The sequence below is a fragment of the Otoolea muris genome (genome assembly GCF_943193115.1).
In the GTDB taxonomy this organism is placed as follows: domain Bacteria; phylum Bacillota; class Clostridia; order Lachnospirales; family Lachnospiraceae; genus Otoolea; species Otoolea muris.
The window spans coordinates 61,075-80,223 of the sequence record NZ_CALPCY010000010.1; the positions used below are offsets into that span (position 1 = coordinate 61,075).

20 protein-coding genes are annotated in these 19,149 nt (G+C 52.9%); 3 read left to right on the forward strand and 17 right to left on the reverse strand.

Annotated elements, in window-relative coordinates; genetic code table 11:
* Positions 1-154: 154 nt before the first annotated feature.
* From NFS31_RS08545 to NFS31_RS08570, 6 genes are all read right to left on the reverse strand, one after another.
* Positions 155-838 (reverse strand): DUF2461 domain-containing protein, encoded by a 684-nt coding sequence (locus NFS31_RS08545; protein WP_251493468.1) that lies wholly within the window; start codon positions 836-838, stop codon positions 155-157.
* 12 nt (positions 839-850) lie between these two features.
* Positions 851-1,702, reverse strand: a complete 852-nt coding sequence (locus NFS31_RS08550) for an RNA polymerase sigma factor (RefSeq protein WP_251493471.1) — start codon at positions 1,700-1,702, stop codon at positions 851-853.
* A 208-nt stretch (positions 1,703-1,910) separates the two neighbouring features.
* Entirely contained in the window at positions 1,911-3,578 is a 1,668-nt protein-coding gene (locus tag NFS31_RS08555; protein WP_251493474.1) for a glycosyl hydrolase family 18 protein, read from the reverse strand.
* A 273-nt stretch (positions 3,579-3,851) separates the two neighbouring features.
* On the reverse strand, positions 3,852-4,103 hold the full coding sequence (locus NFS31_RS08560; protein ID WP_251493477.1) for a hypothetical protein: 252 nt from the start codon (positions 4,101-4,103) through the stop codon (positions 3,852-3,854).
* A 125-nt stretch (positions 4,104-4,228) separates the two neighbouring features.
* Positions 4,229-4,876, reverse strand: a complete 648-nt coding sequence (locus NFS31_RS08565; RefSeq protein ID WP_251493639.1) for a hypothetical protein — start codon at positions 4,874-4,876, stop codon at positions 4,229-4,231.
* Positions 4,789-6,324, reverse strand: a complete 1,536-nt coding sequence (locus tag NFS31_RS08570; RefSeq protein ID WP_331482568.1) for a serine/threonine protein kinase — start codon at positions 6,322-6,324, stop codon at positions 4,789-4,791. The genes NFS31_RS08565 and NFS31_RS08570 overlap by 88 nt, the downstream gene beginning before the upstream one ends.
* Positions 6,325-6,549: 225 nt before the next feature.
* Between NFS31_RS08570 and NFS31_RS08575 the strand changes: the two genes are divergently transcribed.
* Positions 6,550-7,305 carry an adaptor protein MecA gene (locus NFS31_RS08575; protein ID WP_251493482.1) on the forward strand — a complete coding sequence of 252 codons (756 nt, stop codon included), beginning with the start codon at positions 6,550-6,552 and terminating at the stop codon, positions 7,303-7,305.
* Here the strand turns inward: NFS31_RS08575 and NFS31_RS08580 are convergent.
* Positions 7,300-7,449 carry a hypothetical protein gene (locus tag NFS31_RS08580; protein WP_251493485.1) on the reverse strand — a complete coding sequence of 50 codons (150 nt, stop codon included), beginning with the start codon at positions 7,447-7,449 and terminating at the stop codon, positions 7,300-7,302. The genes NFS31_RS08575 and NFS31_RS08580 overlap by 6 nt on opposite strands.
* An 83-nt stretch (positions 7,450-7,532) precedes the next feature.
* Here NFS31_RS08580 and NFS31_RS08585 point away from each other — a divergent pair, with 83 nt between their 5' ends.
* Entirely contained in the window at positions 7,533-7,703 is a 171-nt protein-coding gene (locus tag NFS31_RS08585; protein ID WP_251493488.1) for a DUF362 domain-containing protein, read from the forward strand.
* A gap of 97 nt (positions 7,704-7,800) precedes the next feature.
* Positions 7,801-8,529: a gamma-glutamyl-gamma-aminobutyrate hydrolase family protein gene (locus tag NFS31_RS08590; RefSeq protein ID WP_251493491.1), complete on the forward strand. Its 729-nt coding sequence runs from the start codon at positions 7,801-7,803 to the stop codon at positions 8,527-8,529.
* 86 nt (positions 8,530-8,615) lie between these two features.
* Here the strand turns inward: NFS31_RS08590 and NFS31_RS08595 are convergent, their stop codons facing one another.
* The 10 genes from NFS31_RS08595 to NFS31_RS08640 form a co-directional block, all read right to left on the reverse strand.
* Complete coding sequence (locus NFS31_RS08595; protein WP_251493494.1) at positions 8,616-9,353, reverse strand: MerR family transcriptional regulator; 738 nt, start codon at positions 9,351-9,353, stop codon at positions 8,616-8,618.
* Between the two features lie 162 nt (positions 9,354-9,515).
* Positions 9,516-10,847: a replicative DNA helicase gene (dnaB, locus tag NFS31_RS08600; protein WP_251493497.1), complete on the reverse strand. Its 1,332-nt coding sequence runs from the start codon at positions 10,845-10,847 to the stop codon at positions 9,516-9,518.
* Between the two features lie 50 nt (positions 10,848-10,897).
* Positions 10,898-11,344, reverse strand: coding sequence for a 50S ribosomal protein L9 (gene rplI, locus NFS31_RS08605; RefSeq protein ID WP_251493500.1), 447 nt, complete (start codon positions 11,342-11,344; stop codon positions 10,898-10,900).
* 1 nt (position 11,345) lies between these two features.
* Entirely contained in the window at positions 11,346-13,391 is a 2,046-nt protein-coding gene (locus NFS31_RS08610) for a DHH family phosphoesterase (protein ID WP_251493503.1), read from the reverse strand.
* Positions 13,392-13,660: 269 nt separating this feature from the next.
* Positions 13,661-14,704: a threonine aldolase family protein gene (locus NFS31_RS08615; protein WP_251493505.1), complete on the reverse strand. Its 1,044-nt coding sequence runs from the start codon at positions 14,702-14,704 to the stop codon at positions 13,661-13,663.
* A gap of 96 nt (positions 14,705-14,800) precedes the next feature.
* Positions 14,801-15,322, reverse strand: coding sequence for a biotin transporter BioY (locus tag NFS31_RS08620; RefSeq protein ID WP_251493628.1), 522 nt, complete (start codon positions 15,320-15,322; stop codon positions 14,801-14,803).
* Positions 15,323-15,438: 116 nt separating this feature from the next.
* Positions 15,439-16,392: a biotin synthase BioB gene (bioB, locus tag NFS31_RS08625; protein ID WP_251493508.1), complete on the reverse strand. Its 954-nt coding sequence runs from the start codon at positions 16,390-16,392 to the stop codon at positions 15,439-15,441.
* A gap of 158 nt (positions 16,393-16,550) precedes the next feature.
* Positions 16,551-17,315 (reverse strand): amino acid ABC transporter ATP-binding protein, encoded by a 765-nt coding sequence (locus NFS31_RS08630; RefSeq protein ID WP_251493631.1) that lies wholly within the window; start codon positions 17,313-17,315, stop codon positions 16,551-16,553.
* Between the two features lie 33 nt (positions 17,316-17,348).
* Entirely contained in the window at positions 17,349-18,008 is a 660-nt protein-coding gene (locus NFS31_RS08635) for an amino acid ABC transporter permease (protein WP_251493510.1), read from the reverse strand.
* Positions 18,009-18,179: 171 nt separating this feature from the next.
* The gene (locus tag NFS31_RS08640; protein WP_251493512.1) at positions 18,180-19,073 is read right to left on the reverse strand and encodes an amino acid ABC transporter substrate-binding protein; all 894 of its coding nucleotides are present in this window, start codon (positions 19,071-19,073) and stop codon (positions 18,180-18,182) included.
* Positions 19,074-19,149: the final 76 nt, after the last annotated feature.

Consider the following 19,149-nt stretch of genomic DNA (forward strand, 5'->3'; position numbering starts at 1 on the left):
TTATAGAAGCAGACTTCCTTATGCGGGCCTGTACATAAAAAGCGGCGGCTTTAAACTCATTCGTTCAAAACCGCCGCAATGCTGCCTGTACTCTGTTCCGGCACACAGACATAAACCGCCGCAACAACATTTTTGTCATCCCAAGATGTTTTCCTCACCGCTCCGGCATCTGAAAGCCAGCAAGCGCTCTGTTCAGATAATCATTAAATGGCTTCATCAGGCGGAAAATCTCTGCCGCCCGGACCATAAACTTTTCCGCATCCTCCATCTCTTCATCCCTGACAGGATATTCCAGATACCAGCTCTTAAACTTCAGAAACTGCGCCTGCGGATGCTCCCTGTCATATCCGGCCGGAACATTTTTAAGCGCTGTCCCCTGAACCGTAAAATGCCTTTTAAAATCCGCAGCATGGACGATCTGTTCCCATTCCGGTCCATTTGCCGCAATATAATCCCGCACCATCGCCGTCGCGTCCTTAAACATATCCGCAAACAGCCCGCCCCCCAAAAACGACTGGTTCCCCGGCTTTATCATCATATAATACCCAACCGGAACCGGCAATTTCCCCATGGAGGAAATATGGGCGCGAAAAGCGGGGTTATACGGTGATTTATCGCGGCTGAACCGGGTATCCCTGTTTAGCTTAAACGTAAGCGTATGCGGATCATGGTTGAGAATACTTAAATCAAATTCCCCGATGCGAAGCATAAGCGCCTGCAGCAGCGCCTCAAACTCCGCATTTGCCGCTTTATATTCCGCCTTGTGCGCGTGATACCATTCCCGATTATTATTCTGGCTCAAATCCGTCAGATAGCTCAGGACAGACGATATATTCATGTTATTTACCTCCTACGCATTCCGGACAACCGAAAAGGCTGTCCCGGCCAGAAACGCCCGGATCGCCTCTTTCAAAACCTCCGGCGACTCATACGCCTTATAAAAAGAGAACTCCTCTGACAAATCGTCGATGGCCTCCATCGCCTCCTTTACCTCCGCCATCTTCCGGGAAGATATCGGCTTTGCAGAGGTAAAATCCAAATGAGCCGGAGAAATCCTGTGATTTTGGATCGCGTAATTGACCCGGTTAATGCAATGGCACGCCCCGCCTCCGCATTCACCGCAGTACTCATTCAAAAACATTGCCATCCTCTTCCGGATCCTGGACAGCCTCTGCCGGTAAGCCTCCGGCGTAAGCCCCAAAATATCGCCCGCAATCCGGCTGTCCACCTTAAACATCGCGCCCAGGATAAAAATACATCTGCTCTCCACATCCAAACACTGCAGCATAACGTTCGTGCAGGACATCTTCAGCTCCTCTGCCAAAACAGATTTTTCCACATCCTGTGTCAAATCCGGCACATCATCGACCTTCCCGTTCCGGATATCATCCCCGTAAAACTCAAAGCTGAGCGGAAGCTTCGCAAACATATGCTTCCTGTATTTTTTCAGGTGATTAACCGCAATGCGGAACACCCAGGTAGAAAACGAGCTCTCTCCCCTGAATGAGGACAAATGAGTGATGACCTTCACCAAAATATCCTGCGACGCGTCCTCCGCATCCGGAAACGTCCCGAGCATCCGCAGCGACAGGTTAAATACCAGATCCTGCACACCGAGGACGAGCGTCTCCAACGCCTTTTTATCGCCGGCAACCGCCTGCTCAATCAAAAGCAGCCGTTCTTTGTCAGTAATATGATCCATACTTTTCACCTCCATATTCAATTAGACAAGCAAAACGCGGTCGTGTGACAGGACATTTCTAAATTTATGACAAAAATCTGTACTCCCCTTCCACCGCCTGCCAATAACGTAGCCAGGGGCAGTTTCCCCGCATCCCACAAAAAAGGAGGCCCCCATCGTCAGAGACCCCCAGTCGCTTCTGAATTACATCCTAATCCGCTCTAACACATCACTCCCATCCAATCACATCCCAAATCTCCTGCGGCTCCAGCCCGAGCTTCCAGCAGGCCACGCCGGCCAGATCCTCTTTCTTTATCACATCCATCTTAAGCTTCAGAGAACGGCTGTCCTCCATCCAAAGCATGGACTCCCCGTCCTCTGTCTCCGCCTGCGTGTAATACTGCCCCAGCTCCTCATTCCACTGAAGCTGCGCCCCCTGTTCCTCGATCCATTTCTTCGCAGCCGAGATCCCCATTGCCTTTGAGGACAGCTTTTCCCCTGACTGCGTCCACAGGCGGGTATAAAAGGGAACCGCGTTGATCACCTTTTCCCTGGGGACAAGCTCCAGTGTGTTGCGTATGCCGTCTTCCACATATCCAATGGACGCCACCGAGCCGGCCTCACCGCCTGCATAGTGCTCGTCATATCCCATGATAATCACATAATCCGCAACGATACCCTGCTCCCTGCGGTTATAGAAATAGTTATATCCTGCCGGGACGTAATTGTCCACAGACAGCACAAGCCCTTTCCTGCGGCAGGAAACCGACAGCTCCCTGATAAATTCAATATAATGGACGCCGGCCTCCTCCTTAAGGCTCTCAAAATCGAGGTTGATACCGTCAAAGCCGTATGTATCCGCCTCTTTCATCAGATTCTCAATCAGCCGTTTCCGAACCGAGGTCTTTGACAAAAGCACCTCGGAACGCACATTCTTACTGCACTCCCGGCTGAAATTATCTACCACCGCCCAGACCTGGATTCCCTTTTCATGAGCCTTTTCCACATAGCTCTTATCGGCCAGGGATTCATAATTCCCCTCATTGTCGCTCAGTGTAAACCAGGTGGGCGCAATTACATTGATTCCCTTTGTCTGGGCCAGCAGCTCCTCCAGAACCGCGTTGGCGGCCTCCAGCGTGACCTGATGCCATACCAGCGTGATCTTCTCGTCCAGAGAAATATTTTGGTACACAGGCGCTTTAAAGCTGCTGACCGGTTTCTCCGCCTTAAGATCCGTAAGCCTGCTGCCCGGCATATAGCCAATGTGCCCGTCCCGTGTGAGCACCTTGAACCATCGCTCCATGGTTTCCAGCACAATCACGTCCTCGCCCTTAACAGCGTTAGTGATAACCGGGCTCTTCACGCCGCCTTTGACGCGCACCCTGCTGTTTTTGCTGATCACTGCCACCGGAACCTCATCCCAAGTGTCCTGGATAAACACGCGCTTCTGTTTTCCGCTGTCGTAAGCGTTGACCCGGATATCCGTATAGTTTAAAACAAGGCCCAGAGACAGGAGGACATCCTCCCCCCGCCGTATGAAAAGCCGTCTTCCCCCGGGGCCTTTTGTCCCCTCCGGGGCGGTCAGTATCTCATCCGGCAGGGCATAGACCAGAAGAGCCTCATTGTTATCCCAGTAAAAACGTTCATTTAAATTCTTATTGACCCAGTCTATCGGAAGATAGGTCTGTCCCTCCTCATAAATTCCCCGCGCCTCCTGCATCTCATAATTTAAGAATACAGTTACCTCATCCTCTGCCCGCACCTGATAGAGCTCATCCAAATCAGCGGGCTCCTTTGTCGGCCCGTAGCGCTTCCAGGCGTAAATTCCGGCTGCGCACGCGATAAGCAGCAGAAGTATAAGCGACAGACATCCAAGCGACGATCCTTTTTTCCTCATCTTTTCCTCCGGCCTTCAAAAAGGTTTGCTTTCAACTGTTTCTAAGTATAACACACCTTGACCGGGGAATGTGGATTTTTTTCTTACATTTTGCTTTCCAGGCAGGACAGCATCTTCCGTCGTCATCTCATGGCCGTTCATATCCTTTGAAATGTTACGCCGCCCTTCCCTCTGCCGCCCGCGTCCTGCTGCCGCAGCGCACACCGCCAGACCTGCCGGACGCTTCAGGGCGGCAGGCGCGTGTATTTTCTGCCTGCCCGTCCCTGCCCCGTCCTATCGGTTATAGACCCGGTCAAAGTGGATCTCTGCCAGCACCCCTGTTTCGGCGCTGATATAATCTCCCATATAAAAGGAGCCATCTTCTTTAATCTCAAATATTTTATGGTATTCGTCAGGCGTACATTCTTTGCCGTCGATCAGGATGGAGATCCCCTTCTCCCGGTAGCGGCAAAGCCCCTCCATAAAAATCCGCTGCTGCTGCCTCTTCCTCCTCTCCCATTCTTGATTCCTTTCTTGTTTTTTCATTTGTACCTTTCCCCCGCCTAATCGGGACAGAACCTGCCAGAAGAGCATATCGGAGGTAAGGAACCGTCATAAACCATCGGTCATGACAGTCCCGAATCATATGATATATTAACGCCTGCTCCCCCTTATCCGAGAAATGTTCCGAAAAAATCCAGAATATCTTCTGTTATGGCAAATGCACTCCCGGCAATTGGGATCCGTCTGATTCGGATTCCGAGAAGCTTCTCTGTCATCTTAAGCGCCTCCCTGCTTCCAAACGCGCTGAAAAACTCCCAGCCGCGCCTGTCTGTCCCTGTCTGTGACGCCAGCCCAGCAAACGCATCCAGCTTCCATTCGCTCACAGAACCCACCAGAAACCTGCGGTCACAGCGCAGAAATTCATCCTGTATTTCGCTTCTGAATATGCCGAAATCTATTACGATCGCATTAAAACCACTTGCGGCGCATCCTAAAAGCTCATCCTTACCAGCCTTTTTATAATAGAATGCCCCCATAATATTAAACGATCCCGATCGGGAATCTGTGACCGCTTTTTTCGACAAAATTCGCTCTAAACCGCCAAAATCCCCGCTCTCGTTCCATTCCAGAACCGCTGTTCTCTGGTTTAATACGCCGGCACAATAATTCGCTGTCAAAATCGCCATATGCGTGACCCCAACCGACGGCCCGCTTCCGGCAATCCCGATTATCTCAGGCGTTTGCTGCAGGGAGCGCCCTTTTCTCTGCGCCGCCCTTTTTCTAAACGATCCTGCGGCCTTATGCCAAACGGCCATCCGGTCCCCCCTTTTTTCCTTCTCCCTTCCTTTCCGGGCCAGTCCCGGATCTTTAGTCCGCCGCTCGTCCCTTTAAAGCATATATCCCAAAAGGCGGAAATAGAATCGCACTTTTCCGTCAGATGGCATGTGGGAAGCCTGTAAAACTTAAGCCCCGCGATGTCTCCCGGAAGAACCGGCCTTACATCCGGAGAGCTGTGGTTAAACAGAACGCGCAGGTTCTCCTTATGCGCAAGCGCGCCCGCGGCCTTAACAGAATCCTCAAGCTCCCAGTCACCCGCCCCGCACACGAGAAGCAGGATATCGTATTCCTCCTCCAGAGCCGTCTGGAGTACGGCTCCAAAGTCATCAACGAGAGCGTCTGTGTAAGTCCCGGCAAGCTGCACGCAGGGGCCGTATCTCGGCTTCATCGCGTATCCGTCCAGATGAATCAGCCCGTACCGGTCAGGCTTAAGCCCCCGGTACGCCGCCGCCTTCCTGACCGCCCCGGAATCATTCCTCTCCCGGTACAGGCAGGAAAGCCCCCTGCCGGACAGATACGAACTCACGCTTAAGGAGACATGGGTAACGCCTATGCCCGGCTTACTGCCGGCAACTGCAACCTTAAGAAATGGCATTTGATTTTGTGCGGAACCACCTGTTTTTACATGTAAAAGCGCCTCCAGCACTTCCTCTGCGCTCTGACAGCGCAGTTTTTTCTGCGGGTTTAAGCACCTCATAATCACAGCGGCCGTCTCCCGGGCAAACACCTCCTGCGCCCGCTCCCGCGCGCGGTCCGTACACCGTCCGTCCTTTTCCCTGCCGGGAAATGCGCCGGTCCCCATGTAGTAAAGGAGGACGCCAATGGCATAGATATCGGTCCTTTCATCCAAAGGCTCGTCTGTATACTGTTCCGGGGCCGCAAACCCCTCTGTTCCGTAGCGCTCGCGCATGGTCTTCGCCGATCGGGCCGTAACCGCCTGATCAAAATCGATCAGCTTTAATGCTCCCTGACATATCAAAATATTCCGGGGCTGGAGATCAAGATACAAAATTGGATTAGGTTCGATTGAATGCAGATAACTTATGATACGGCAAAGTTCAATCCCGTAGGAAAGGGCCTTTGCCCTTGCAAGACCGCCCCGCCTCTCGATCAGGGCGTATAATGACTCACCGTCCAGATATTCTTCGATGAGATAATAATAACTCGAATCCTCTTCTAAATCATAGATAACAGGAATTCCCGGGTGCTTCAGCTCCTTTAAGACCGCCGCCTCCCTGGCAAAGCCCTGACACGCTCTGGGGACTCTCTTGATCGCCCTCCATTCGTCAAGGGCCAGATGCCTGGCCAAAAACACGGTTCCGCTTCTCCCGCGCCCGATCACTCTGTCTATCTGATACTTTCCAAACAGTATGGTATCCTCTACTGACTGCGCCTCCTTTCTGCAATGCCATCTCTTAATATGTATTGTAAAGGATCATTTGGAATTTTTCAACTGTTTTTTCGTCCTGTTCCATAAATTTTTAATAAAATTTTTCATATAAGAATTGCCAAATGCTTATATTATATAGTATGATTGAATAACAGAACGCTTGAGAGCAAACGCCTGAACGCATCGATTTCAGGGCAGCTTCCCGGGCGATACCAGTAAAACCTGTATTTTAAACCGTAAAAGATAAAGGAAGTGATTCAAGTGAAGATAGAACGCATTAACGATAACCAGATACGCTGTACGCTCACCAGCTTTGACTTGAGCGTGCGCGATTTAAATTTAGGGGAACTGGCCTATGGAAGCGAGAAGGCCAAGCGTCTGTTCCGGGAGATGATACAGAAGGCATCCAGCGAGGTCGGTTTTGACGCGGAGGACATCCCCCTCATGGTGGAGGCCATCCCGCTCTCTAACGAGAGTATTATGCTGATCATCACCAAGATCGAGGATCCCGAGGAGCTGGACACCCGCTTCTCCAAATTTGCCCCCATGTCAGACGATGAAGAGCCCTTTGCAGGCCTGACGAGCGAGCTCTTAGAGGGCGCGGACAGCCTTCTTGAGATGCTGGCCCACAATGCGGCCTCCGCCCTTCCGGATCACGCGCTGGCCGGCCAGCAAGGCGCGCAGGGCGGCCAGGATCTCACGGACGGAAAGGGAGACGAAGCGTCGGCTATCCGCATATTTACCTTTAAAAGCCTCGACGAGGCATGCGCCGCCGCCCGCATCTCCGGCCCGATTTTTGACGGCCTTAACACGCTTTATAAAAATACCGCAAAGGATCGCTATTATCTTGTCATCCGCCGGCCGGATACGGACAGCGATTCCTTTCAGCGCGTCTGCAACCTTTTATCCGAGTACGGCGACGCCGTCAAAGCCTCATCTACGGCGGAAGCCTACTTTCAGGAGCACTATGAGGTGATTGTAAAAGAACACGCCCTGCAGACACTGTCCGCCTTATAAGCAGCCAGCCAGGAAGGCCAGGCTGTCCTCCCCGGGCATAATCGCCGCGCACAGCGGGCCCGGATGCGCGGCCGCCGTCTTCACCCCGATCCGCGTTTGCACGGCGAAATCCTCTCCGGCTGCCATGATCCTATTTTTAAACATAAAATGCAGTAAATTCTTCTTGAATAATTCACTCTTTTGGTTTAAAATAATCTAAAAGTTAAAAATAAAGGAGGTACTTTATCATGGCATATGTAATTACCGATACGTGTGTAAGCTGCGGCGCATGCGCAGGCGAATGTCCTGTTGGCGCTATTTCCCAGGGCGATGGCAAGTATGAGATCTCTGCTGATACCTGCATCGATTGCGGAACTTGTGCAGGCACATGCCCGACCGGCGCTATTGAGCAGGGCTGATTGAACATTGTGTAAAGCATACATAAGAGACTGTCAGGAATGGCAGTCTTTTTTGTCGTTGTCTCTATATGATTGTCTGCTTTAAAAGGAGATCTTAATGAAAAAACCGGTTATTGCCCTGACGGCTTCGCATGAGACGAAAACCGGGGAGCTTCGCATGAGTCCCCGTTATACGGACGCGCTGAAAGACTGCGGCGCCATTCCCCTTGTCCTCCCTCTGACCCTGGAAGAGGAGGACTGTATCCAGTTATCAGAATCCTTAGACGGCCTTTTATGCACAGGGGGGCCGGATGTGCATCCATTCCGCTTTGGCGAGGAGACGCTCCGGTACTGCGGGGATTTCTCTCCCCTCCGGGACGAGACGGAGCTCTCGCTTTTTCATCAGTTTTATAAGCGAAAAAAGCCGATTCTTGGCATATGCCGCGGAATCCAGCTTATCAATATCGCCCTCGGCGGCGACATCTATCAGGATTTGGACGCGCAGCTTCCGGATCGGCTCCCCATAGCCCACAAACAGCCTTTTCGGGCCGACGCGCCCTCGCACCACGTTGATCTGGCCCCTGATTCACAGCTTTCGCGCATCACCGGGACGACGCGCCTTGCTGTCAACAGCCTGCACCATCAGGCCGTGCGCAGGACAGGCGCGGGCCTTCGCACAGCCGGTCAGGCTCCGGACGGCGTGATTGAAGCCCTGGAGCACCCGGATTACCCGTTCCTGATCGGGGTACAGTGGCATCCGGAATGGCTCTGCCGCGCGCAGTCCCACGCCCAGGCGCTGTTTGAAGCCTTCACAGCCGCCTGCGCCCGGGATTCGGTGATATCGTAAACGAGGCTAAAAATACGCCGGGACGCCCGGAGCGCGCATTGAGCCGGACGCCTGATGCTGTTATGCTGTAACCGTTTTGATAACCGTCACAGTTTATTTCCGTTTCTCCCGAATTTCTTCTTTTTAAAATGGAAAAACGGAAAAGCCGAGGCCGCCGCCTCTGCCCGTCCCAGATTATCTCTCTGGCAGGAGCGGATCGCCTCGTCTAACTGCTTGAACCGCTCTTCCTCACGCTCGTCCGACACACGCATCAGATATTCCATTTCCTTCATCAGCTTGTCATGCACCAGATAGCTGACATCCTGGCTGAGCTTTTCCGTGTTCTCCTCCATGGCCCGTCCGATAATATGATCCATGAGCTTCTGGAATTGTTCCATCTTCTCCTCTGCCAGAAGCGCCTCCACGCTGTCACTGTCAAAGGGCGCGAGGTTTTTGACCGCGGAATCCTCCGCCGCCTTCTCCCTGGCCTGTCCGCCTTCTGCTTCTTCTTTTGTCCCGGCCTTTTCCCGCGCCTCCTGCCCTTCAGGCCCTGTGCCCTTCAGCGCCGCAATCACATCCTCTTCCAGAATCTCGCCGGAAATCACTGTCTTCCCGTCCTGGAAGGTCTTTGCCAGCGCGGCTTTGATGGCCTTAAGCTGATAGCCCTTCTCCTTCAGCGACTTCACCTGCCGGAACAGCCTGATATGATAATCCGTATAAAACCGGTGCCCCATTTCATTCCTCGGAATCGACAGCTCCAGCTCCTCCTCCCAGTAGCGCAGGACGTGTGCCTCCACATCTACCTTCTTCGACGCATCTGAAATCAGATAATGTATCTCAGCCATATGTATCCTCTCCTTTAGTCCACTATATTTCGTAGCTTACTACTACTATATGCCGGGTTAAGAAAGAATATGAATGGTCGGGGAAATTTTTGTAAGCGGATTAAGGTATGATATTTACAACGTGAATGAAGTCTTGCGGGCGGCCCTCTCACGATCCCTAAACTATCTGGCCAGATTAGCAAATTTCGTCAGCTCCGGCCTCCACATAAGCTGGATCGTGCCGATCGGCCCGTTTCTCTGCTTGGCGATAATCACCTCCGCGATATTCGGCGTATCCGTATCTTTATTATAATAATCATCCCTGTAAAGGAACATCACCACATCCGCATCCTGTTCAATGGCCCCCGATTCCCTCAGATCCGACAGCATGGGCCTGTGATCCGGACGCGTCTCGCATGCGCGGGAGAGCTGGGAAAGCGCCACCACCGGAGCGGAAAGCTCCCTGGCCAGGGCCTTTAAGGAGCGCGAAATCTCTGAGATCTCCTGCTGCCGGCTCTCGCCGCCCCGCCCGCTGCCGCTCATGAGCTGCAGGTAGTCAATTATCACAATATCAAGCCCGTGCTCCAGCTTCATCTTACGGCATTTTGAGCGCAGCTCCATGATTGAAATGCCCGGCGTATCGTCAATAATCAGGTTCGAGCCGCCGATGGTCCCGATCCCCTCTACCACCGCATCCCAGTCTGAGTCTGTGAGCGTGCCGGTGCGCAGCTTCTGGGAATCCACATTGGATTCCATGGACAGCATGCGGTTCACAAGCTGCTCCTTTGACATCTCAAGGCTGAACACCATGCAGGGAAGGCCCTTTTTCACCGCCACATGCTCTACCACATTAAGCACAAAGGCCGTCTTTCCCATTGAAGGGCGCGCTGCGATTAGGATAAAGTCCGACGGCTGGAAGCCCGACGTCCTGTAATCGAGATCAATAAACCCTGTCGGAATTCCGGTCACGGTGCTGTTGCTCTTCGAGGCGGCCTCAATCCGCTCCAGAACATTTAAGGCCACCTGCCGGATGGGCACAAAATCCCCGCTGCTGCGGCTCTGTAACAGGTCAAACACCGTTTTCTCCGTGTGAGCCAGAATATCCTCCAGCTTCTCCCGGCCTCCGTAGCAGAGCCCCTCAATTTCCTCGCTCACCTTAATCAGGCGGCGCAGCACCGCCTTATCCCGGACAATCCCCGCGTATGCCTTTATATTCACCACAATCGGCGCCATGGCCATGATATCGCGGAAAAATTCGAGGCTGCTGATTTCCGGCGGCACGTCCTTTTCCTTCAAGCGATCCTGCAGAGTCACCAAATCCACAGGCTTTCCCTCATTAAACAGCTCCACGATCGCGTCAAACACAATCCCATACTGGCGCTGGTAAAAATCGGCGCCTGTGATCATCTCAGACGCCGAAATAATTGCCTCGCGATCCATCAGCATGGAACCGATCACGGACTGCTCCGCTTCTACACTGTGAGGAAGAATACGTTTTACCAGCGCTTCATCCATCGCGCGAACCTCCTGTAATTCCAGTCAACAATCCCGCCGCGGACAGCGGGCTAACCCTCCGCCACCTTCACGGAAAGCTTGCCTGTCACGTCTTTATGGAGCTTCACCGGCACCGCATGGGTTCCGAAGGTCTTAAGCGGCTCCGGGAGCGCCAGCTTCTTCTTATCAATCTCAAGGCCGAGCTGATCGGAAATCGCTTTGGCGATCTCCTTGGAGGAAACCGAACCAAACGCCCTGCCGCCCTCTCCCGCCTTAATCGAAACCGTAACCGAAGCGGCCTCCAGCTTTTTCGCAAGCTCCTTCGCCTGCTCAAGCCGCTCCGCGGCCAGCTTCTCCTCATTCGCCTTCTGAAGCTTTAAGTCGTTTAAATTCTTTGCGTTCGCCTCGATTCCCAGCTTCTTAGGCAGTATGAAATTCCTCGCATAACCATCATTTACCTTCACAATCTCGCCCTTTTTACCGAGCGCCTTCACATCCTCTAATAATACAACCTGCATCCTATATCTCTCCTTTCTCAAGCATCTCTGTAATAATGGCTTTCATCCGCTCTCTCGCCTCGGGGACGCTGATATCCTTTATCTGAGCCCCGGCAATCGTCCGGTGGCCTCCTCCGCCCAGCTTCTCCATCATGATCTGGACATTTATCTCGTCAATGGAGCGGGCGCTGAAATAGATCGTGTCCCGGATCTGTGTGAGCACAAAGGAAGCCTTAATCCCCACAATATCCAAAAGCTCGTTCGCCGCCTGCGCGCCCACCACGGTGGGACTCTCAAGGCCCTGCGACGGACACTCTGATATGGCAAAAAAGTGTTTATAAATCTCAGCTCTCTGGATGGCCTCAGCCCTTGCCTTATAGTCCTCCAGGCGATCGCGGAACAGCTTTCTCACCCGCACCACATCCGCGCCGTTCCTGCGCAGGAAGGCCGCTGCCTCAAAGGTCCTGACGCCTGCCTGGTTCAGGAAATTATTCGTATCAATCACGATCCCGGCATACATCGCGTCCGCCTCGGCAGGCCGCATCTTAATCCCGTCCCCGATATACTGCAGGATCTCGGCCACCATCTCGCACGTCGAGGACGCGTACGGCTCCACATAAGAAAGCACCGCATTGTCAATGATCTCGCTGCTCTGCCTGTGATGATCCAGCACTACAATCGTCCGGATCCTGTTAAGAAGCTCCGGCGCTTCCGTAATACTGGGCCGGTTCACATCCACCACCACCAGCATCGTGCCCGCGTCCGCCCACTCGGCCGCTTCCTCCCCGGTCATCAGCAGATCCTCCGGGTAATCCGGATTATCCTGGAAACGCGCCATCATCGGCTTCACCGAAGAATTGACGCCGTTCACCACGATCCGCGCTTTTTTATTCAGAAATGTCGCCACGCGGTAGATGCCCACCGCCGCGCCGAAGGAATCGCTGTCGCCGTTCTTATGGCCCATGATCAGGAGCTTATCCTTTGTCTCCATCAGCTCACGCATCGCATGAGCCTTTACGCGCGCCTTCACGCGCGTCGTCTTCTCAAGCTGCTGCGACTTGCCGCCGTAGTAGCGGATCTTCGAGCCGTCCTTCACCACCGCCTGATCGCCGCCCCGGCCCAGAGCCATATCAATCGCCGTTCTGGCAAACTCATAATTGCGGCAATAGCTGTCGCCGTCCATCCCCATGCCGATGCTCAGCGTAACCGCCATGTCATTGCCGATATTGACCGTCTTCACCTCTTCCAGAAGGGCAAACCGATCCTCCTGAAGAACCTCGGCAGACTCCTGTTTTATGACGAACAGATACTTATCCTTTTCAAGCTTTTTTACAATCCCGTCCAGATTCGTGAGATACTTGTTGATCTTGCGGTCGATCAGGGCAGACAGAAGCGAGCGGCGGACCTCCTCCACGCTCTCCAGCGCCTCGTCATAATTGTCCAGGTAAATCAGCCCGGCTACCAGTTTCTGCCTGTCGATCTCCTGCTTGTAAAACAGTTCCTCCGTCTCATCAAACAGGTAAACCCCCATCAGCAGATCCCCGCCTTCGCCCTCAGACATTCCCATCCGGAGCCCCTCTTCCTCGTCCACATAGATTCTCCGGATATCCACCCGGTAAAATTTATCCTCAAAGGAAGAATGGACGCTCGCCGCGTCCTCCATCTCGTCCAGAAATTCCCTCGTGATCTCCGGAAAAAGCGCCGTTAAGCTCCTGCGGCTCTCCTTTTCCTCTCTCACAATGTCGGAAAAAGCCTGATTCAGCCACAAAAGGCGTCCGGTCTCGTCCGTAACGGCATAAGGCATTGCCATATTATCCAGGAGCTGCTTCTGCACCCAGGCATACTGGGCCGAAAACTCTACCATGCCGTTTAAAAGCTTCTTGCGCCTGTACAGAAAAAGCCACATGGCAATCATAATATAGAGAAGCGTAAAACCCGACATCGCCAGCCCCGCCCGCGGGCTTAAGGCCCCGGCCACCAGATTCGCCGCCATCACGAAAACGGACAGCAGAATCGGCCACTGGAGATACAGGCGAAGCTGGCTCTGAATCTTGAATTTTTTTCCCATCTTGTCCTCCTGTGAGAAACACTTTTCGCTTCCATGTGCGTTCATGGCGGATCATTATAAAATACTCCGCTTTTACACGCTGGCGTGTCATGAATGGACGCGAAATACTTTCACAATTATATCATAAAGGGAGGGGTTCGTCCAGAATAATCCGGTTGGGAGAAATTTGGCGATTGATTGCGCTGTAACAGTCCAGACACCCTCTGAACTGTTACATAGAGCTGACTGCATAGACTCAGCTTCAGGTTCCTTTAATATCTCAGTTTCATTCAATGTATTTCATTACTGTTATCCAAGAGCTTCATAAGCCGCTCAATATCTTCCTCTCTGGTCGCCCAGCTTGTGGCAAAGCGGACAACTGTATGATTCTCATCATATTTTTCCCAGAAGCTGAATGAAACCTGTTCCCTGAGGCGCTCCATTCTGTGGTTCTCGAGAATGATAAACTGCTGGTTTGTGGGGGATTCCAGATAAAACTGACAGCCTCTTTCCTGAAATCCCTTTTTCAAAAGCTCCGCCATATCGATCGCGTGGCGGCTGATGGAAAAGTAGAGATCATCCGTGAACAGCGTATCAAACTGGATTCCCAGAAGACGCCCTTTGGCTAAGAGGGCGCCGCGCTGTTTTACAATCGTCATAAAGTGCTTTGGCGCATTCCTCGTGAATACCACGGCCTCGCCGCACAGGGCCCCTACTTTGGTCCCTCCGATATAGAACGCATCGCAATATCTGGCGATGTCCGGCAGCGTTACATCTGTATCACGGCTCATCAGGCCGTAGCCGAGCCTCGCGCCGTCCAGGTAAAGCGGAAGGCCGTATTTACGGCAGACCTCTGATATCGCGGCCAGCTCCTTTAAGGAGTACAGCGTCCCGTATTCTGTCGGATGCGAAATGTAAACCATACCCGGAAAAACCATATGATCATGGTTCTGATCATCCAGAAAATTTTTAACGTACTGATTTAAGTCTTCTGCGGCGAGCCTGCCTTCATGCCCTTTGACAGCAAGAACCTTATGCCCCGTGAACTCTATGGCTCCCGCCTCATGGCCGTTTACATGGCCTGTGTCGGCTGACACCACGCCCTCATACCGGTCTGATAAGGAATCAATCACGATCGCATTGGTCTGCGTCCCGCCCGCCAGAAAATACACCTCCGCGTTCCGGCAGGCGCATGCCTCCCGGATTTTTTCCTTTGCGCTCCCGCAATAATGATCTGCCCCGTAGCCCGAAAGCTGCTCGAGATTCGTCTCCATCAGACGGTTTAAAATGCGCTCGTGCGCGCCTTCTGTATAGTCACTCTCAAATGACAGCATTATTATATTCTCCTTATTAATCCTTTTGATTGCATTCCGGTTATTCCTGACTAATCCTTTTCACGATTCCTCTTCATTGCGTCTGAAACAGCGCCGTCACCCTTCCATAACTCTGCGGACATCCCTGCGCACTCTTGCCCCAACCATAACCGCAAACAGGATCTTCACCGCATCCCCCGGAAGATAAGGAATCACTCCCACGCCCAATCCGGCTGCAAAGCCAATTCCAAGCTGCCCGGCAAGCCATACGGTCCCAAACACATAGCACACCGCCGTCCCCAGAACCATCCCGGCCGCCTGAAGCGCATATTTTCCCGGAAAGCGGTCAATCGCCCATCCTGCAATCAGCGCCATAAAAATAAATCCCACCAGATATCCCCCTGTCGGCCCCGCCAGCTTCACGATGCCGCCTGTAAAGCCCGAAAAAACAGGTAGCCCGGCAAAGCCCAGAAGGAGATAGACAAGATAGCTGATCGTCCCGGCCTTTGTCCCCAGGACATATACCGCCAGGTAAACCGCCAGATTGGTGAAGGAAATCGGTACCGGGCTTATCGGGAGAGGAATTACCAGCGGCCCCAGAATGCAGGTCACGGCTGTCATCACCCCGATCAAAGCCATCTGTTCCGTTGAAAAAAGTTTCTTTTTCTTCGCTCCGTCAGACACCGCCTTATCGGCGGCTCCTTTCTCTGCTCCTACAGACATTGACTTTTCCATGATTCATTCCCGCCTTTCCTTCACAGATCAAACCCCATCGCGCTCAGCATCTCTACATCATCCGCAATCTGATTGCCCGATGTGGTCAGCATATCGCCTGTAATTGCCGCATTCGCCCCGGAACAAAACGCCTTTTTCCCGGACTCAGCCATCCGGTTCCTTCCCGCTGCCAGGCGCACATACGCGTCGGGATTGATATACCGGAAGACAGCAATGCTTCTTAAAATTTCCTCCTCTGATAAGGGCTGCATATCCTCCAGAGGCGTCCCCTTAATAGGCTGTAAAAAATTGATCGGGATCGAACGGATCTCCAGTTCATGCAGGCTGAACGCCATATCAATCCGATCCTCCCACGTCTCTCCCATGCCAAGGATACCTCCTGAGCAGACCGAAAGCCCCGCTCTCCTGGCCCTGCGGATCACCTCCAGCTTATCCTCATATGTATGGGTCGTACAGATAAATGGAAAATACCGCTCCGACGTCTCAAGGTTCGCGTGATAGCGGCTCACTCCCGCCTCTTTTAAACGGTTAAAATCCTCCTGGGACAGAAGTCCGTGTGAGGCGCACAGCCCAATCCCGCCCGCCTCCTTCATTGCCCGGTAGGCCATAAGCGCCCTCTCCATCTCCGCGCCGGACAGAGCCCTCCCGGCCGTCACAACCGAATACCGCCGTATCCCCCTGTCCGCGTGCGTCTTACAATCCTTCGCAATCTCATCCGGCTCTAAAAACGGGTACTCTTCTATCTTTGCGTGGTTGCAGGCAGACTGCGCGCAAAACTTACAGTCCTCCCCGCACCGTCCGCTGCGCCCGTTGATAATCGAGCAAAGATCAACCCGGTTCCCGCAAAGCGCCCGCCGAATCTCATCCGCGCCCCGGCAGAGCTCTCCCAAATCCTCTGTGAGAAGAAATGACACATCGTCCGCCCTGGACAGACGCCTCCCGTTTATAATTTCCTTTACAATACATTCGCTCATTTAGCAGTCCCCTTTCAGTACAACCGTTGTAATCCCGTTCAAGCTGCATAAACTGCTGCCGGCCGCTTCAGGTTCACGGTTCCTTAACTGCATTTATTATATCCTCTCCCCTCTCTTATTGTCAACCTCATTATTTTTATGGTTTACACTCCATTCCTCTACAGCGCCCCCACATACCGCCCCAGAAAATTCTGCGTCCGCTCATTTTCTGAGGAGAACACCTGCTCCGGCGTCCCTTCCTCCACGATCACGCCTCCTGCCATAAAAATCACGCGATCTGAGATATCCCTCGCAAACGCCATCTCATGCGTGACAATCACCATGGCTATATGCAGATCCGCCAATGATTTAATCACCTTAAGCACCTCGCCTGTAAGCTCCGGATCAAGGGCCGAGGTCGGCTCGTCAAAAAACAGGATCTTGGGATTCAGTGCCAGCGCTCTTGCAATCGCCACGCGCTGGCACTGGCCGCCCGAAAGCTGGCACGGATACGCGTCTTCCTTGTCCTCCAGCCCCATTTTCCGTAAAAGCTCCCGCGCCTCCGCATAAACGGCTTCTCTGTCGCGTTTCTGCACATGGAGCGGCGCGTCCGTAATATTTTTCATCACCGAATAATGGGGAAAAAGATTGAAATTCTGGAATACAAGGCCGTACTGCCTCTGAATTTCCTTCAAATCCTTTTTTCCCGCATAGACGGCTCTCCCGTCCGGGCCGTTCCACGCCGCCTTTTTTCCCATATAGATCAGCTCTCCGCGATCCATGGTTTCCAGCATGGTAGCGCAGCGCAGCAGCGTTGATTTTCCAGAACCGGACGGGCCGATGACGGACACGATCTCGCCCTCCTCCACGCTCATAGAAATATCTTTCAAAACTTCCAGCTCATCAAACGACTTTTCCACATGATTCAGTTCCAACAGCTTCATCATCCACAGCCCTCCCGCCTCTTTCAGAAACAATTAGCGATAATAATCCATCTTCTTTTCGATCCACTCCATCCCCACAGCAACCAGAAGGTTAAAAATATAATAAAATACCCCCGCCGCCACAAAGGGTATCATATTGGTCTGGGAGGCTGCCAGGGCCTTGGCAATGGAAAACATCTCCGCCACGCTCAGTGTAAAAGCCAGAGACGTATCCTTTACCAGCGTAATCACCTCATTTGTGACGGAAGGAAGGATCCGCTTCATCACCTGCGGCAGAATAATCTTAAAAAAGGTCTGGAATTTACTGTACCCCAGAACACGGGCCGCCTCATACTGCCCGGCCGGCATGGACTGGATCCCGCTCCGGTAAATCTCCGCAAAATAGGCCGCATAGTTGATTACAAATCCGATAAACGTAGCCCACAGCCGGTATCCGGAGCCAACCTTGATGCGGAACAGATAGTAGGGGCCGAAATAGACCACCATCAACTGCAGCATCAGAGGCGTTCCCCTCATGATGGATATGTAAAACTTTACAAACGTCTGAAGCAGGCGGCTCCGGGACATCCGCCCAAAGGCGATGAGTAAACCCAGAGGCAGCGAAAACAGCAGCGTTGTCACAAAAATCTGAATGCTGATCCCCATTCCTCCCGCCAATTGTATGATCATCTGCTGGATTGTCATTTTCCCCATAATCGTTCCTTCCTGTGTTCCTTCCCAAAATCGCATCTGAAACAAATCCTGCCTCAAACGCAAAGGCCGCTGCGCCAAAACGGATCAGCCGGCAGGACACAAACAGCCTGCGCGCCCCGCGTTCCTCTGCACAGCGGCCATACGCTTTCAAATCATTGTAGATGGTTCTCTTTATTTTCCGATGGTCGTGATATCCTCGCCGAACCATTCCTCGGAAATACGCTTTAAGGTCCCGTCTGCGGCCATCTCCTCCAGAGCTCCCTGAACCTTATCCCTCAGCTCCTCATTTCCCTTCTTAAAGCCGACGCCGTACTCCTCTTCTGAAAGGCTCTCGTCCAGAATCACAAAATCCGCATTTCTCTGCTTAATCTGATACCCTGCCACAATCACATCCATGGCGATCGCATCCACCGCGCCCTGCTCCAGATCCATAAACGCCGTATTGTAATCCGCTGTGGTGAGAAGCTGTCCGAAGGAAGCCGTCAGATCAGACGCCTCTTTAAGCGCCGCCTCCGCTGAAGAATCAATCTGCACCTCCACAACCTTGCCCGCCAGATCCGCCTGGCTTGAAATGCCGGAATCCTTTGCCACCACAAACACCTGCGTATTCGCCATATACGGCTCTGTCCACGTATAATTATCCTCGCGCCCGGTCATCGTAAATCCGTTCCAGATACAGTCAATATTGCCGGACTCCAGCTCCATATCCTTTGAATCCCAGGCAATCGGCTGCGGCGTAAATGTAAGTCCCAGACGCTTTGCCGTCTCCTCTGCAAGAGCCAGATCAAATCCCGTAAATTCCCCGTCGTCCCCTACGAATCCCATCGGCGGGAAATCCTGGTCAAAACCGACGATAAACGTCCCTCCTTCGCCCTCCGCCGACGGACTCTCCGGCTCTGCCGCTGTCTCCTCTGCTTTGGTCTCCTCTGCTTTGCTCTCCTCCGCCTCTGCCGCGGTCTCCTCCGCCGACGGGGCCGCTGTCTCTGCTGCTTTTTCCTGGCCGCATGCCGTCATGGATAATGCCATCAAGGATGCAATCGCTGTACATAATATTCTCTTTTTCATAATATCCTCCTCATCGCGGGCCTCATACCCGCCTGAAACCAGTACGCGGGAAAGGGCCTGTGCTTTTTAACGCAAT